Origin of the sequence: Glutamicibacter sp. JC586 (genome assembly GCF_009805585.1) — a bacterium.
Lineage (GTDB): Bacteria > Actinomycetota > Actinomycetes > Actinomycetales > Micrococcaceae > Glutamicibacter.
The window spans coordinates 649254-664674 of sequence record NZ_VHIN01000010.1 but is presented as its reverse complement, the minus strand read 5'-3'; the positions used below and the strand labels follow the sequence as shown (position 1 = coordinate 664674).

Annotated in this window: 14 protein-coding genes; 7 read left to right on the top strand and 7 right to left on the bottom strand. The window is 55.6% G+C overall.

All coding sequences use genetic code 11. The features are described from left to right. The first annotated feature begins 824 nt into the window (after positions 1 to 824). On the top strand, positions 825 to 1661 hold the full coding sequence (locus tag FJV47_RS11015) for a PhzF family phenazine biosynthesis protein (RefSeq protein ID WP_159612868.1): 837 nt from the start codon (positions 825 to 827) through the stop codon (positions 1659 to 1661). Positions 1662 to 1884: 223 nt separating this feature from the next. On the opposite strand, the gene FJV47_RS11010 is transcribed toward FJV47_RS11015, so the two are convergent. Next, complete coding sequence (locus FJV47_RS11010) at positions 1885 to 3582, bottom strand: cytosine permease (RefSeq protein WP_159612866.1); 1698 nt, start codon at positions 3580 to 3582, stop codon at positions 1885 to 1887. 232 nt (positions 3583 to 3814) lie between these two features. On the opposite strand from FJV47_RS11010, the gene FJV47_RS11005 reads away from it, so the two are divergent. From FJV47_RS11005 to FJV47_RS10990, 4 genes are all read left to right on the top strand, one after another. After that, positions 3815 to 5779 (top strand): FAD-dependent monooxygenase, encoded by a 1965-nt coding sequence (locus tag FJV47_RS11005; protein WP_235026422.1) that lies wholly within the window; start codon positions 3815 to 3817, stop codon positions 5777 to 5779. Between the two features lie 571 nt (positions 5780 to 6350). Further along, positions 6351 to 6608: a hypothetical protein gene (locus FJV47_RS11000; RefSeq protein ID WP_159612864.1), complete on the top strand. Its 258-nt coding sequence runs from the start codon at positions 6351 to 6353 to the stop codon at positions 6606 to 6608. Positions 6609 to 6930: 322 nt separating this feature from the next. Next, complete coding sequence (locus FJV47_RS10995; RefSeq protein WP_159612862.1) at positions 6931 to 7650, top strand: AAA family ATPase; 720 nt, start codon at positions 6931 to 6933, stop codon at positions 7648 to 7650. 81 nt (positions 7651 to 7731) lie between these two features. After that, positions 7732 to 8559, top strand: coding sequence for a PspA/IM30 family protein (locus tag FJV47_RS10990; protein ID WP_159612860.1), 828 nt, complete (start codon positions 7732 to 7734; stop codon positions 8557 to 8559). Positions 8560 to 8633: 74 nt separating this feature from the next. Here the strand turns inward: FJV47_RS10990 and FJV47_RS10985 are convergent, their stop codons facing one another. The 3 genes from FJV47_RS10985 to FJV47_RS10975 are packed head-to-tail and all read right to left on the bottom strand — an operon-like array spanning position 8634 to position 11457. Next, the gene (locus tag FJV47_RS10985; protein ID WP_159612858.1) at positions 8634 to 9509 is read right to left on the bottom strand and encodes a DUF4097 family beta strand repeat-containing protein; all 876 of its coding nucleotides are present in this window, start codon (positions 9507 to 9509) and stop codon (positions 8634 to 8636) included. Further along, positions 9506 to 10195: a response regulator transcription factor gene (locus tag FJV47_RS10980; protein WP_159612856.1), complete on the bottom strand. Its 690-nt coding sequence runs from the start codon at positions 10193 to 10195 to the stop codon at positions 9506 to 9508. The genes FJV47_RS10985 and FJV47_RS10980 overlap by 4 nt, the downstream gene beginning before the upstream one ends. After that, complete coding sequence (locus FJV47_RS10975; protein ID WP_159612854.1) at positions 10183 to 11457, bottom strand: sensor histidine kinase; 1275 nt, start codon at positions 11455 to 11457, stop codon at positions 10183 to 10185. Before FJV47_RS10975 ends, FJV47_RS10980 begins: the two co-directional genes overlap by 13 nt. Before the next feature lie 204 nt (positions 11458 to 11661). Between FJV47_RS10975 and FJV47_RS10970 the strand changes: the two genes are divergently transcribed. Next, complete coding sequence (locus FJV47_RS10970; RefSeq protein ID WP_159612852.1) at positions 11662 to 12501, top strand: SGNH/GDSL hydrolase family protein; 840 nt, start codon at positions 11662 to 11664, stop codon at positions 12499 to 12501. Between the two features lie 13 nt (positions 12502 to 12514). On the opposite strand, the gene FJV47_RS10965 is transcribed toward FJV47_RS10970, so the two are convergent. Further along, positions 12515 to 12946 carry a VOC family protein gene (locus tag FJV47_RS10965; RefSeq protein ID WP_159612850.1) on the bottom strand — a complete coding sequence of 144 codons (432 nt, stop codon included), beginning with the start codon at positions 12944 to 12946 and terminating at the stop codon, positions 12515 to 12517. Positions 12947 to 13149: 203 nt separating this feature from the next. Next, on the bottom strand, positions 13150 to 13572 hold the full coding sequence (locus FJV47_RS10960) for an acyl-CoA thioesterase (RefSeq protein ID WP_159612848.1): 423 nt from the start codon (positions 13570 to 13572) through the stop codon (positions 13150 to 13152). 188 nt (positions 13573 to 13760) lie between these two features. Here FJV47_RS10960 and glsA point away from each other — a divergent pair, with 188 nt between their 5' ends. Beyond that, complete coding sequence (glsA, locus tag FJV47_RS10955; RefSeq protein WP_159612846.1) at positions 13761 to 14795, top strand: glutaminase A; 1035 nt, start codon at positions 13761 to 13763, stop codon at positions 14793 to 14795. Here glsA and FJV47_RS10950 read toward each other — a convergent pair. Then, a complete protein-coding gene (locus tag FJV47_RS10950; RefSeq protein ID WP_159612844.1) occupies positions 14792 to 15409 on the bottom strand; it encodes a TetR/AcrR family transcriptional regulator in 618 nt (205 codons plus the stop codon). The two genes, glsA and FJV47_RS10950, sit on opposite strands and share 4 nt — an antisense overlap. Positions 15410 to 15421: the final 12 nt, after the last annotated feature.

Below are 15421 nucleotides of genomic sequence, written 5' to 3'. Positions count from 1 at the left end.
AACGCTGCCCGGTTGCGCATGTCGAAAGTGCTTAAGATTCGTTGCAATTTCTTGGTCTCGCTCAAGACGCATCAGCAGTATGCGTTTACTGTCAGCAATTGGGTCTTCGGCGGGTGTGCTGGCAAGGGAATGTATCATTCGCAAACCTTTTCCAACTGACTATTACGTGTTTGGACTCAGGATAGGTGCTACTTGTCAGCAGAGCGGTCAAGTCGTGCGTTACACGATCAGTTTACGGAACTCGCTGGCGTGACAGAACAGCTTGGGGTTCCAGAATGAACGGAGAAGTAGTTGATAATGGCACCATGTCTTTTCCGCGACCGCAATAGTCGTTCCTATCGCTTCGACTGGCGATACTGTTGACGAGCGAGCCGCAATTTAGCTCCAATTAAATAGATGGAATGTCAGTCGCGGCGAACGCGAAGGAGTGGTTGCTGTGCCTTGGCTGTACGAGCAGCACTCCGTGCCAGTTTTGGGTGGGCATCCTCAATCAGTAATCAATGCAACAAACCTGTCCCGGTGAGCGTTCCCCTTACGGTCGACTCAGTGCAGCGCATGGGACTTCGGAAACTCAGTGCAGTTGGCTTCGGAAAAAGGCAATTTTCAAGACTGCGCGAATGGCGGTTTGGTTCACTCCAGAAACGACCGTTTTTGGTGAACGTTTTGATGTCTGTATTAGGGTGCGCACATGCACCAGCATGTTCTTTGGCCAGCAGCATGGAGCGTTCTCTGCGAAGAATCGGAATGACACTACGATCGTTTTCTCAATCTTCCGCCTAGAAGTGCAGGCATGACTCGTAGCTCTTGATCGGTACAATCGTGCCATGGGCAGACGCAAATACAGTGAAGTCAATGTCTTTTCCCCTACCCCGTATCTTGGCAACCCCTTAGCAGTTGTTCTTGAGTCTGAAGGGTTGACGGGGGATGAGATGCAACGGTTCGCGAAGTGGACAAATCTATCCGAGACAACGTTTCTTCTTCGTCCGACCGATCCTGTTGCCGACTACCGACTTCGAATTTTCTCGGCCACAGAGGAGTTCCCTTTCGCCGGCCACCCAACGTTGGGGTCCGCCTGTGCCTGGCTTGAAGCAGGTGGAATGCCAAAAAACAGCGGGATCATTGTTCAGGAATGTGGAGCGGGGCTTGTGAAGGTACGTGTGGATAATCAACGGCTTTCCTTCGCTGCCCCGCCTTTGACCCGCTATGAGCCCATTGAGGAAGATTTAGTGCACAGAGTCGCTAGAGCCTTAGGCATACCACGAGTAGACATTCTTGACACTTCATGGTTGGTCAACGGACCGGAATGGATAGGGGTCAGACTGGCAACAGCTCAAGACGTACTCTCATTGAGCCCTGACCCAACCAAGTTAGGATCACTCGCCATTGGGGTAGTCGGACCGTTCGAGTCGGACCATGAAGTCCAGTTTGAGGTGCGCGCGTTCTTGGGTGGGGATCCGGTGTGGGAAGACCCAGTCACAGGCAGCCTGAACGCAGGACTTGCTAAGTGGATGGCTGATTCCGGAATCTCGAATCAGCACTACATTGCTGCACAAGGAACTGTCATCGGGTATCACGGGCGGGTACATGTAACCGTAGAAGATAGCGATATCTGGATCGGCGGAGATGTTACAAGTTGCATCCAAGGAGAAGTAAATCTCTAGTACCCAGCTTTGTTTCCTCGAAGAGGGGAAGCGATTGGATTCATGCTTCCTGACAACGAATGATTCGTGAATAGCGAAGGTTTGATCTGTCGCAAGTATCTTGGTCTCTCCGCTGAAGGTTTCATTCAGGTAATTTCAAAAACGGTAGATTCCGAGACTCTGAAGGCAGGCCACGTTGTGTAGCCTGCCTTCAGGCAAGGTCCTTTAGAACTGCGAACTTCGCTTAGCGGATCGGTGGATCAGCGGGCAGTAGGTGTTCGCCGGTGCGATCGGTGGCCAAAGCCAGTGAGGAAATGTACTGCTTTTCTCCATTCGGGCCAGGGATAGCGGAGGCCAACATATCAGGACGCTCGAACTTCAAACCGGTCACGCAGCAGGTGTACAACTCATCGCTCGGGTTTCCTTCTGCATCCAGCAGCGGGCTGTCGATGCCGTCATCGCTGCGGCGCAGGTAGTACCGGCCCTTAGTGATGATCGCCAGGATCGGTGGAAGGAACAGTGCCAGTCCGACCGCGACTAGCGGGCTAAATGGCTGGATTGCCGGGCCTAGTAGCCCAAAGAAGACTGCGATGGAAGCAACTGCGGAGAGAATCATCGAAATGAATCCCACGGGGTTGACCGCGTAGAGCATGCCGCGACGGAATTCTGGAACCTTTGGCGAGAGCTTGAGCAGGTACTTATTGATAGCAATGTCGCTGGCTACGGTGACCACCCAGGCCATGGCGCAGTTCGCGTAGAAGCCCAAGACAGTATTGAGGAAGTCGAACATATTCGATTCCATCAAGATCAGTGCAATACCTAGATTGACCAAAACAAAGACCATGCGACCCGGATAGGTTTTGGTGACGCGGGTAAAGGAATTAGTCCACGCCAAAGATCCGGAGTAGGCATTGGTGACGTTGATCTTGATCTGTGAGATGACAACCAGAATCACCGCCAAGCTCATAGCCAACCATCCAGGCATCATTTCGCGGTAGACACCGAGGAACTGGTGCACTGGTTCATTCGCGGTAGCCGAAGCCTGCGGGTCAAGTGTCGCAATCAGGTACACCGCAATGAACATACCGGTGATCTGTTTGATCGCACCGAAGATCACCCAGCCCGGGCCGCCGAGAATCACCGCGGTCCACCACTTGCGAGCATTGGCCTGCGTCTTGGGAGGCATGAAGCGCAGGTAGTCGATCTGTTCAGCGATCTGCGCCATCAAGGACAGGCACACCCCGGCGGCCAGCATGGCCGAAGCGAAGTTCACGCCCTGACCCTCCCCCTGCGCACCGGCGTAGTTGATGAAGGTATCCACCGATTCCGGGTGGGTGGCCACAAGGTAAACCATTGGAACGACCATCAGCACCAGCCAGAGTGGAGTGGTCCAGACCTGCAACTTGGCCAGGGTTTTCATTCCGTAGATCACCAAGGGGATGACCATCAAGGTGGAGATGGCATAGCCCACAGGTTTGGGAATCCCGAGCCCTAGTTCTAGACCCTGGGCCATGATGGCGCCTTCTAAGGCAAAGAAGATAAAGGTGAAGGTAGCAAAAATGACGTTGGAAACGATCGATCCGTAGTAACCGAAGCCCGAACCTCGAGTGATCAAATCCAAGTCCAGGTTGTAACGGGCAGCGTAGTAAGCCAGTGGGAACCCAGTGACAAAAATGATCACCGCGGCAATCAAGACACCGGTGATGGCGCTCGCCGTGCCGTGGGCCAGAGCGATATTCGCGCCGATGGAGAAGTCTGCCAGATAGGCGATGCCGCCCAACGCACTGGTGGCTACCACAGAGGGTACCCAGCGGCGGTAAGAGCGTGGGGCAAATCGAAGGGTGTAGTCCTCTAGGGACTCTTTGGCTGCATTAAGTTGCCCTTGGCTAGTATCACTGGAACTTCGTGCCGGTGTTTGCACTTGATCATTAGTCGTTGTCATGAAAAACAGCCTAGATATTTGATGTTTCACGGTTTGGGCTTGTTTTATGTCAGGGAGGTAAATTACGTCGCTTGTTCGTGAACCTCTGATTACGGGCAGTGCTCCCGGGGTAGATGTGACCTAGGTCTTGCTCACTGCCCGCAGTGAAGCTACGCTTGTTTCTATAGTTAGAACAGTGTCGCAATTATAGAGACAATGACGTTTGCGTGACACAGAACGAGGAGCCAGCACCATGCAGATCCATCACCGGGGATACGTCTCAGGAGACCCACGCGTCAAAGCAGCCGCCGGGTATGGAATTAACCGAGCGACCGACATTCCCGAGGAAATGGACGTACTCATTGTGGGTACCGGACCAGCCGCGTCGGTAGTAACCGCACAGCTCTCTCGATTCCCTAGCATCAATGCCCGCGCCATTGAAGTGCGCCCCGAACGCCTGAAAGTTGGCCAAGCCGATGGCATCCAGGCTCGCTCGGTAGAAACATTCCAGGCTTTTGGCTTCGCCAATGAAGTGATCGACGAGGCCTACCGCAACGTGGAGATGTGTTTCTGGACCCCGGACCCGGAAAATCAAAAGAACATCAAACGCCACTCGCGCGCGGCCGATGACGCCACGGGCATCAGCGAATTCCCGCACATTTACGTGAACCAAGCGCGCATCCTGGATTACTTCCTACGCGACGCCGAACGCGCCCCAGGAAAGATCACCCCGGACTACGGCGTGGAATATCTAGGCTGCGAAATTGACCCAACTGCGAAGTACCCCGTGACCGCGCGGATCAAGTATGTGGCGGGGGAACGCGCCGGTGAAGAGCGCACGGTAAAAGCCAAATACCTCGTTGGTGGCGATGGCGCGCGCAGCCAGGTTCGCCGCTCGCTGGGACACAAACTGCACGGTGACTCGGCCCTGCACGCCTGGGGCGTAATGGACGTCATGGTCAACACCGACTTCCCTGACATTCAGGTCAAATGCTCCATCCAGTCCCACGACGCCGGCAACATTCTGTTGATCCCGCGCGAAGGTGGCTACCTCGTCCGCTTCTACGTGGACCTCGGCGAGCTGAAAGCCGAAGATGCTGGAGCTATCCGCAACACCCCGGTGGAAGATATTGTCGCCACCGCCAACCGCATCATCCATCCGTACACCATGGACGTGAAGAACGTTGCGTGGTTCTCGGTATACGAAGTAGCCCACCGCATCACCGACGGTTTTGATGACGTCTCCGATGAAGAACGCGGCACCCGCAGCCCACACGCATTCATCATGGGAGATGCCTGCCATACCCACTCGGCCAAGGCTGGCCAAGGCATGAACGTCTCCATCCAGGACGGCTTTAACCTTGGTTGGAAACTTGCGGCCGTTCTTGAAGGTCGCGCACCCGAAGCATTGCTGGACACCTACGCCGAAGAACGTAAGGTCATCGCCCAGAACCTGATCGATTTCGACAAGGAATGGTCCACCCTCATGGCCAAGTCCGTGGACGACTGGGAAGATCCGGACGAACTAGAAAAGTACTACCTGCAAACCATGGAGTTCCCTGCCGGCTTCATGACCCAGTACACCGAATCGGCCATCACTACCGGTAGCGGGCACCAAGATCTGGCTGTGGGATTCCCTATTGGCAAGCGGTTCAAATCTGCCGAAGTGATCCGCCGTTCCGATAACCGTTGGCGCCACCTAGGTCACCTGCATGAGGCAGATGGGCGCTGGCGCGTTTACGCTTTCGCCGATGCCGCAGGTCCTGCTCATGAAGGCACCGCTTTGGCTGACTTCGCTACCTGGTGGGAGGCAGATTCGGCCTCACCGCACAATCTCTACACTCCTGTCGACGGGGACCAAGACGCGGTCTTTGATACGAAGGCCATCTATCAGCAGGACTACACCGAAGTTGAATTGCATGATGTGCCCAAGATCTTCCAGCCACTGAAGGTTCCATTCGGCCTGCACGATATCAACCAGGTATTCGCCACAGGTCATGGTCGAGACATCTTCAAAGAGCGTGAGATCAGCAAAGACGGTGCCATTGTTGTGGTCCGCCCCGATCAGTACGTCGCTGGCATCTTCCCGCTGGATGCGCGGGAGGAAATCAGCGAGTTCTTCGCCCAGAACATGTTGCCGCTGGACGGTCGCAACGCTGGTACCTTCTCAAGCTTGGGCAGAAACACCGCCAACAGCTCCAGGAAGCATAGCCGATGAAGTGGCCGAAAAAATTCTTGATCAACAAGCTGACTTAACAGTCGAGGAAGCGCTTCAAATAGGTGAGAAGCAAGGTGTCGATCCAGCGACTGTCGTTGCCACACAGACCACCAGCAACGAGTTTGAAATCCATCTAACCCGGGCTGGGGTACGAGCAAATGCAGGTGACATGCACAGGCGCCAACAAGGGAGGGAAGGCTCTTGCAACACCACACGATTCGAAAGGTGTCGGTGGAGCCATCTTCAAGACCAATATCAAGTGCACAGGTTACGGTGCCTCTACGGTAAGGCTTCGCGGTCAAGGACTGCTCTCTTTCGCTCCGGCCAAGAACGCGAATGACACGGCTAACTAAACCTTCAAGGCGCGAGCGACGAGCGACTACTGGCAGACAATCACAGTCAATGGGCCAGCGAAGACTCTCTACACTCGGCAGGCCGGGAAACATGGCGGTGTTGGCAAAGGATTCTGGATCAGCACATCAACCTGGTACTTCCGTGCCTCCGGGGTAGCCTCGACAGTGGGCAGTGAAACGAAGATCAACTTTCTGAATATCGTGAAAAGATAGATCCCATGATCGCTTCAAATGTGGATCCTCGATACGCAGATGAGCAAGACCTTTCTCCTACTTACCGCGTTGATTTCTGGTCTGCCGACGGGGCCAGTGAAGAATGGCGGCTTGTGGACGTGAAAGACGTGCACGAAGTCTTTGAGTGGGTCAGCTCAAATTCAAGGGGACGAGAAGCGTCGGTTTGCGTGGAATATTCCAATCTTATTGGCGGGCAAGGCAACACGGCCCTTCTAAGACTGAGCGGCCCTGCACCAGCGTAAGAAGCTAACGCCTCCGAGGCACCCAATGGGGTCCACTAATGGCTAACGTCAACAGGCGCTTGAATGGCAACATAGTTTTTACAGTTTGTATTGTTGCCATGAACGTCGGTGTGTTCATAGCGGGCTTACGTTGGTGCTCGATGGAGGGGCGAGCATCGGCCAACACATTCAGGGGATCTAGTAACTGTGACGAGCGGAGTGCATTCATCGGACACGAATGCGCTTGCTGTTCTCAAAAGACGATCCGGAACTTATAAGGCACCTTTTTGGGCCACTACAACGTGCAACTCGTCCTGTCGTACGTGGCTGATAATCTCTGGGCATGAACGCGTTCTTTGATTCATTGCCGGTGCGCCGAATCGCGGAGCATCCCAAAGCACCCATGGACCGCACCGATTGGGCGGCCCAGATTCCAGCTGTGCGTCAGGTCTTGGATGAAGGCCTGGAGCTGGGGCAACTGACCGTGCTGGTCGGAGAAAACGGGGCCGGCAAGTCAACGCTGGTGGAAGGTATCGCGGGAGCTTTCGGACTAAATCCAGAAGGCGGAACGCGCGACGCCCGACACGAAACCCAGGTCACCGAATCAGGGCTATCCTCTCATCTGCAGTTGGAACGCGGTGCCGGTGCTTCCAAGGCAGGCGTCTTCTTGCGCGCCGAAACCATGCACGGCCACTTCGCTTATCTGGGGTCCATCGGCTCACGCGGCATACACAACTTTCAAAGCCACGGAGAATCCTTCATTGAATTCTTCACCCAACGCTCCAGCGTCAATGGGCTCTGGGTTTTTGACGAAGCCGAATCGGCGCTGTCCTTCAACGGGTGCCTGATGCTGCTCTCGCACATTTCAGACCTTTTGCGCAGCGGATCCCAAGTCATCCTTTCCACCCACTCGCCGATCCTCGCCTCCTTGCCGAACACGACAATCTACGAGATCGGTGAATGGGGGATTCGTTCAGCAAGTTACGACGAACTGGAAATGGTGAGTAACTGGCGCTTGTTCCTCGAAGCTCCGGGACGCTACCTTCGGCACTTCGACTCATAAGTTCGCCCTCGGGAATTTTGGTTATCTCGCTGGGCCCTCTTCCCCTAAGCTTTTAAGCAAAGGACGATGAAGGGACGCAGCATGGCACAGAAGCGCTCAATTTGGGCTCGAATTTTCGGAATCGGCAAGGCCAACGCTAACGCGGCACTGGATGCTCTGGAAGATCCCAAGAAGATGCTGGACCAGACGGTCCGGGACTACACCAACAACATTGCCCAGGCTGAGCAGGCCGTGGCCCAGACCATCGGTAACCTGCGCATGGCCGAGGATGACCTGGGCAAACTGCAACAGGAGTCCACCGAATGGGGCACCAAGGCAGTGGCTGCCTCCAATAAGGCAGACGAATACGCTGCCGCCGGTGATACTGCTAACCAACAGAAGTTCAATCAGCTGGCCACTGTTGCCATTCAGCGCCAGATGTCCGCGGAGAAGAAAGCAACATCGTTGCAGTCCACCGTGGCAAGCCAGCGTGAAGTGGTCGACAAGCTCAAAACTGGACTGAACACTATGCAGTCCAAGCGCCAGGAATTGGTGGCCAAGCGAGATGAGCTGGTGGCTCGTGCGCGCAATGCCAAAACTCAGACGCAGATGATGGACACCATGAAGGCACTGGATATCAGTGATCCTTCCAGCGAGATTAGCCGTTTTGAGCAGAAAATCCGTCAGGACGAAGCCAAGGTTCGTGGCGCCCAAGAATTGGCTGCCTCATCACTGGATGCGCAGTTCGCACAGCTCGAAGATCTGGGAGCAGCCACCGAAGTTGATGCCCGGTTGGCTGCGCTGAAGGCCAGCAACAATCCGCAAGACGTTATCGAACAGGCTCCGGCTGACCCAGAATTAGAAGCCGCAGCACCGGATCTCTCCGAGGTTGAAGCTCGGTTGGCCGCGCTGAAGAACAAGCAAGCCTAAACCCGGTTCTGACTTAAATGCTCAGCGGCCAGTGATCAAGAATCATTGGCCGCTGACTATTTTTGTATTGCTTTTTAGTTGCTCCACGGCCCAGGACCGGAGTCCTGCGGGTAGAACGTCGCATGACCGGCCGAAACATCCACCGAGATCTTATTTGGTGAGTCCATATCCGTGGCCAGGAGGTTGCTGACGTCTCCGGCTTCAACCCTTTGACGAAGATCGTAGGTACCCTCAGGAAGCTCAAGATCCAAGGAACCTGCGCTGACATTCGCGGTAATGTTCTGTGGCGCCTTGCCCGAGAGGGTGCCAGCGAGGTGGCCTGCGGAAATATCAAAGTCAGCCTGCTGCACATCTTCCAGTGACACCTCGGCGCGACCTGCCCCGAGGTGAACCTTGGCCGATTGCGCGGCGCCAGACATGTTCAGTTCACCGGCACCCACTTCAACCTCAAGATTCTTGTAGGAACCAAGAGCGTTAAAATCTCCGGCAGCAAGTTCAAAGGAGGCATCGAGGCTACCGTCATTCATGGACTCTGGCAGGGTCAGTACCGCAGTGTTCTCATAGGAACCGCAGCCGAAGAAGCACCAGTTGCCCCACGAATTCGGCGAATCAACTACCAGCTTATTGCCCTCGCGCTTCAGCTCCCACTGTTGGGAATCTGAACTGTCCACTTCCAAGGTGGCTTCCTGAATCTTGGCGAAGCGCAGATCAAAGCGTCCCGAACCGGCCTCGATCTGCAGACTTTTCACATCTTGGACGCTGGCGGTCTGCGTGGAATTCTCACGGCTCAAGGCCGCAAAGGCGCTACGTGCTGAACCGATTAGCAAGGTCAGGATCACCAACCCGCCAATGACCGCAAGAATGATATTTAGCGCCGTGCCATTGCCTCTGCCATTGCCGTTGTATGTAGGGGGAACCGGTGGCATCGCGGTGGTTTGTGTATCACTCATGATTCGTTCCTGTCTGTGTGGTTGGTGCCCAGGTTTTGTATATGTGCCAAGGCCGCCAGCACACGCCGGTTGCCCGTTCCGTCGGCCTCTAAGCCGAGCTTTTGGAAGATGGAGGTGATGTATTTTTCAACGCTGGCTTCCGAAAGGAAGAGCAAGGCGGCGATGGCCTGATTGGATTTGCCTTCGGCGAGGGCAGCTAGCACGCTGCGTTCACGATCGGTGAGTCGTTGCATCCGCTCCTCGTGGTTACGTCTGGTCAACAGCTGTGCCACCACTTCCTGATCCAAGATGGTGCCGCCGGCGGCAATCTGCTCAAGCGAGGCAATGAACTCACTAACATCGGCCACCCTGTCCTTGAGCAAATAACCGATGGCCCCTGATTGGGTGGAGATTAGTTCCGCAGCGTAGCGTTCCTCTACATATTGGGAGAGCACCAGAAGCGGTAAATCCGGGTAGGTTTTGCGCACCTGAAGGGCAGCTCGAATACCTTCATCGGTGTAGGTCGGTGGCAGGCGGACATCTAAGATGGCGATCTGCGGGAAGTCCTCGTCGGCCACCGTTTCCAAGAAGTCCATGAGCCCGGTGGCATCGGGCAGATCGGCAACTACCCGATGACCGCTGTGATCGAGCAGGCGCACCAGTCCTTCACGTAACAGGACCGAATCTTCACAAATTAGTACGCGCATGGCACACTCACTTCCACAGTTGTTGGTCCACCGGCAGGGCTGTGCAGGTCCAGGGTTCCACCGGCGGCCACCACCCGGTTATTGATACCGTCGAGTCCACCACCCGGGGTGATGACAGCAGCGCCCACGCCATTGTCTTCCACCTTTGCCCATAGGAACTGTGCCCCAGCATTTTCCCGGACCCGCACCGTGACCTGACAGCGTTGAGCCCGTGAGTGTTTGGCCGCATTGGTCAATGCTTCGGCGATGGCGAAGTACACGGCCGCTTCGGCCACGCGGGGGTAGCGTCCCTCTAACTGCACGTCGAGTTGGACCGGGATGTGGGAGCGTCCGGCTACCGCCGACAGGGCAGCATCCAAACCACGATCATCGAGTACCGAAGCGTAGATACCCCGGGTGAGCTGGCGCAGCTCGGTGATGGCAGACTTGGTGGAGGCATGGGCTTCGGCCACCAGTTCTTTGGCCTGTTCAGGATTGGCGTCAATCTGCTGGTGAGCCAAGCCCAGGGTCATCGCTACCGACACCAGTCGCGGTTGCACCCCATCGTGGAGGTCCCGCTCGATCCTGGTCCGTTCTACTTCGGCGGCGCGAACCGCGCCTTCACGTTGCACGGTGGTGCTGCGTACCCGCTCGGTCAGTTCAGTTTCACGGGCTAATGATCCGATGATGCCCACCGAGATGCTGCGATGTAAGAAGGCAGAACTAACCACGATGCCGGCCCCGGCAATGGCCAAGAGCATCAGCCACGGTGCCTGGGCTGCTGGGGTGTGCAAGGAGAGCGGACCGGCCACCGTTTCCACATTGGTCAGTGGTGCGAAGGAGATGATCGCGAAGTGCACGCTCCATTGCAGTACCCCGAGCATTATCGTGCCGATAATGCAGGAGAGGACCAAACTCCCGATGGCCGCCCACATGCGGCCATCAGCCACTGCCCGGCCAAGTGTTCTGAGGTACTCTCCGAAGCCTGGACCGCGGCGTTGTGGCCAGTTTAGCGGGACCGCATCGATGCCGTAGAGACCGCTAACACGCAGGATTTCGCTGCGTGCCACGGCAAAGAGCGTGAAGAGCAATCCCACGAGTAGCACTAGGCCCAGACCCAACAGAGGGATCAACCCGATGCCGACGGCTAGCCAGGTGAGCAATAGCGAAAGCCCGATAATGCCGAAGGTTCCAAGCACTGCTAAATGCAGCAGGGTGAACCCTAATTTCAGTGGTGGGCGCCCGGTAGCGGTGCCCGGGAAAGACCTAAGTGTCGAAGTCATAATTCAACAGTAGATTGCGCGTTGTGGCGCGGGTACCGAGGGAACCGGAGAAGTTCATTATGGAAAACCCGAACTTCCCAGCCCTAGCTCTGGTGATGAACCGTCATGGCGTGCAAGATGTTCTGAGCATAGGATCTGTAGCATTTACCCGGAATTCAACTGGAATCTCAGCGCCATGCATATTGAAGCAATAGCCTCGCTATCATGGGACGGCTATTTATGGCGCTGGGGGATTCTTTCACCGAAGGGGTAGGGGACTGGGAGCCTCGGCTACCCAACGGTGTGCGTGGCTGGGCTGATCGTGTGGCCAAACAGCTCTCCAAGGCCGACCCACAGTGGCAGTACGTGAATCTCGGAATTCGAAGCCGCCGCCTGGAACAAATCATTGAAGAACAGATCCCCGTTGCCCTTGAGCTCAAGCCCGATGTGATCACCTTTTATGCCGGCGGAAATGACATTCTAGAGTTCCGCAAAGACATGCGAATTTTCCTTGAACGTTATTCGCAGGCCGTGGAGGATCTGGTGTCCACAGGAGCGAAAGTCTTGCTGTTTACCGGCTTTGATATCCCGGTCCATCCAGTCTTGGCTCCATTTAAGCGCCGGAACTGGCGCTTCAACGATTGTGTGCGGAAGCTGGCGGAGAAGTATCCCGAAAGCATCGTGCTGGTTGATTATTGGCAATGGGATGCATATCGGGATCGGCGCATGTGGGACATCGACAAACTCCACATGAATCGAGCTGGTCATCGCTACATGGCCATTCGGATTCTGGAGATCCTAGAGTCTGAGCACCAACTGGAATTTACACCCTTGGGCCATGCCGAGCACGCGGGATTTTGGCAGGCAACCCAGCGTGATGTGGAATGGCTGAGGCAATGGGTGCTTCCCATGTTCGGGCGCAGGATGCGTGGAGTGACCTTAGGTGATGAGCTTCAACCGCGGTGGCCAGAACCGATGTACCCCGCTAAGGGGATGAAAAAGCAATTCCGTAAACGCCACGCAGTTTCTACTGCACGGCATCTACGGAATTCAGAGGTGTCCTAGACCCTGGCTGGATTTAGCCCTCAGAAGCTTCCATGGACTGCAAAGCTTCTGGGCTCATCCATGAAATTTCCCAGACATGCCCGTCCGGGTCTTGAACGGCAGCCTGATACATTCCAGGGAAAGGTTCGTCAGCGGCACGGTAGATACTGCCGCCACCTGCTTGGGCACGGGTCACAAAATCATCCACGCCTTCGCGGGTGTCAGCCGAGAGAGCGTTGAGCACTTCACGTTGGCCAGAACCTAGGCCTGGCTTGTCACCGTTGACCAAGAAACTGCCGAAAAACTCTTGCTGCAGGCTCATGACAAAGATGTTCTCATCGATGATCCATGACGTGGCATTCTCGTCGGAAAAGGCAGGATTCTTGGCGAATCCCAGTGCCTCGTAAAACTTGTCTGCTGTGGCTAAATCTGCGGTTGGAAGATTGACAAAAATCATTTGGCCCATGGCTGTGCTCGCTCCTAAAAAGGCGGGTGCTGCTTGATAGCAACTACTACTCTGCGTTATGCATCGTGCCAGATCAAGAGCGCTGGGAGAACTTCCATAAATAGGCAACAAGACCCCGAGCTGAGCACTATGTCAGTGCAATAGCTCGAGGCCTTGAAAACACCCTGAATGCAGTGTGGGCTTAGGGTCTTTGGTGCGTTGAACTAGATCAGCGCGGTGGTGATCTCCAGGGGAATCCGGTCACGGGTGTACGTGATGTGGTCGTAGCCGTGTGGTTCTGGCTTTCCGTCTTCTCCGATATTCACAAAGACGATCTTTTCGATGGTCAGGATCGATTCCTGAGTAAAGATGTTGCGTACTTCTGCACGCAAAGTAATTGAGGTGTTGCCGAAATCGATGGCCGTCAGACCCATCTCGATCAGGTCGCCTTCCTTTGCGGAGGCAATGAAATTGATTTCGGACATGAACTTGGTGACAACATGCTTGTTGCCCAGCTGAATGATGGAGTAGATTGCAGCTTCTTCATCAATCCAGCGCAAAAGGCTACCGCCGAACAGCGTGCCATTTGCATTCAGATCTTCTGGGCGAACCCACTTGCGCGTATGAAATGTAATACCCTTAGCCATACTCAAAATGCTAGGTCAGCCAAGGGTCATCGCGCTGTAAGATGATCCACATTGTCGTAGAAAACACATAGCCTAACCGTGGAAGTGTCCACTGTGCTAGCGATAGCGTACTTTGGGGCGTGAGATATTGGTAGTCTCAAGTCAGTTACGCATGATCAGTCGTTTTCTCTGAGCAAAGGCAGGTGGCAGTGAACTATCCTTCGGAAGGCAATAACGAGACCATTCCTACGGATTTTGACGACGTAGTTCAGCAGGTATCAACCGGTGCGCTGGAACACGACCAGATTGATGCGTTACTGAAAGAGGCCCACGAACGCTACGCCGAGGTCGACGAGGGTCTGCTCGCGCACTACATTCCGATCCTCGGTCAGGCCGACCCGGACCTCTTTGGCATCGCCATGGCGCACGTTGACGGATCCGTGCACGCGGTGGGGGACTGCTCCCACCAATTCTCGATTCAGTCGATTTCCAAGATGTTTGTGTATGCCTTGGTACTGCAAGAGCACGGGCGCGAAGCGGTGCGCGAACGCATCGGCGTGAACAACACCGGAATGTCCTTCAACTCCGTGATGGCGGTTGAGCTGAACAATGGGCACCCGATGAATCCGATGGTCAACGCTGGGGCGATTGCCACCACCTCGTTGATTCCGGGAAAGACCGCCGCCAAAAAGTGGGAGAACGTTCGGGAAGGCTTATCAGCTTTTGCCGGACGGTCCTTGAGCCTGGACGATGAGGTCTACCACTCTGAATCTCTGGCCAATGAGCGCAATAAGGCGTTGGGTTATCTACTCAAGAGCAACGGGCGGCTCGATAATGATCCAGTCGACGCCGTTGATGTTTATACCAAGCAGTGTTCGCTGAATATAACCGCCCAGGACCTCGCCATTATGGGTGCGACCCTAGCCGATGGCGGGGTGAACCCAGTGACCGGCAAGCGGGTGGTGGATGCCGATGTTTGCCGCGATACCCTGGCCACGGTGGCCAGCAATGGGCTGTATGAACGCTCAGGTGAGTGGCTCTTTGAAATCGGAATTCCAGCGAAGTCCGGGGTCTCTGGTGGCATTGTCGCCGTGGCCCCAGGCAAGGGTGCTATCGGAGCTTTTTCGCCACCTCTTGATATGGCTGGGAACTCGGTGCGCGCCCAGTTGGCCATTGGGCAGCTCTCGCGCGCCATGGGTCTGAACCTCTTTGCTTCGGCGCCCAGCAAGCTGACTTGGACCTAGGCTCTGGTGGTTGGCACTGTGCGCGCGAGCCCATCGAGGATGATCTCTAAGCCCAGTTCAAAGGTTTGACGAGCTCGATCCTCGGTATTCTGTCCCGACTCCAGGGCGGCCTTGAACTCGGGGGAAGCCTGTTCGTCGGCCAGCCAAACTTCCGCTGGGGCTGCGGCGTCCAAGGCTGAACCCAGGATGAAGGAATCGATGATGGTGATGGCTTGCAGTCGCTGTTTCGGTGCGAACCCGGCCGCGGCGAAGGCCTCGGCGAGCGCGTCGTACACACGCAGAGTGGTGGAGTCGCGGACCGTGTAGCTGGTCATCAAGGGGATCAGGCGCGGGTGCTTTGAATAAGAAGCCCAGTATTCGGTGGCGATGAGTTGAACGCTCTCTTGCCATTTCTCCGGTTCTAGGTGGGGCAGGCTGATGACTTGCATAGCTTGCCCGCGCATCAGTTCAATGATTTCGTCTCTGCCCTGGACGTGGTTGTAGAGCGAGGAAGCCGAGACTTTCAGCGCTTTGGCTAGTTGGGGCAACGTGAAATCGCCCTGCGCATCGACGAGTTTCAGGGCAGCCTTGGCGATGGCGGGGATGCTCAGTTTGGGTTGTGATGGCCGGGCCATGCTCACTCCTGT

What these genes read in the sequence shown, in the direction of transcription:
- FJV47_RS11015 (WP_159612868.1), top strand. Translation starts at nt 825, where the DNA reads ATGGGCAGACGCAAATACAGTGAAGTCAATGTCTTTTCCCCTACCCCG.
- FJV47_RS11010 (WP_159612866.1), bottom strand. Translation starts at nt 3,582, where the DNA reads ATGACAACGACTAATGATCAAGTGCAAACACCGGCACGAAGTTCCAGT.
- FJV47_RS11005 (WP_235026422.1), top strand. Translation starts at nt 3,815, where the DNA reads ATGCAGATCCATCACCGGGGATACGTCTCAGGAGACCCACGCGTCAAA.
- FJV47_RS11000 (WP_159612864.1), top strand. Translation starts at nt 6,351, where the DNA reads ATGATCGCTTCAAATGTGGATCCTCGATACGCAGATGAGCAAGACCTT.
- FJV47_RS10995 (WP_159612862.1), top strand. Translation starts at nt 6,931, where the DNA reads ATGAACGCGTTCTTTGATTCATTGCCGGTGCGCCGAATCGCGGAGCAT.
- FJV47_RS10990 (WP_159612860.1), top strand. Translation starts at nt 7,732, where the DNA reads ATGGCACAGAAGCGCTCAATTTGGGCTCGAATTTTCGGAATCGGCAAG.
- FJV47_RS10985 (WP_159612858.1), bottom strand. Translation starts at nt 9,509, where the DNA reads ATGAGTGATACACAAACCACCGCGATGCCACCGGTTCCCCCTACATAC.
- FJV47_RS10980 (WP_159612856.1), bottom strand. Translation starts at nt 10,195, where the DNA reads ATGCGCGTACTAATTTGTGAAGATTCGGTCCTGTTACGTGAAGGACTG.
- FJV47_RS10975 (WP_159612854.1), bottom strand. Translation starts at nt 11,457, where the DNA reads ATGACTTCGACACTTAGGTCTTTCCCGGGCACCGCTACCGGGCGCCCA.
- FJV47_RS10970 (WP_159612852.1), top strand. Translation starts at nt 11,662, where the DNA reads ATGGGACGGCTATTTATGGCGCTGGGGGATTCTTTCACCGAAGGGGTA.
- FJV47_RS10965 (WP_159612850.1), bottom strand. Translation starts at nt 12,946, where the DNA reads ATGGGCCAAATGATTTTTGTCAATCTTCCAACCGCAGATTTAGCCACA.
- FJV47_RS10960 (WP_159612848.1), bottom strand. Translation starts at nt 13,572, where the DNA reads ATGGCTAAGGGTATTACATTTCATACGCGCAAGTGGGTTCGCCCAGAA.
- FJV47_RS10950 (WP_159612844.1), bottom strand. Translation starts at nt 15,409, where the DNA reads ATGGCCCGGCCATCACAACCCAAACTGAGCATCCCCGCCATCGCCAAG.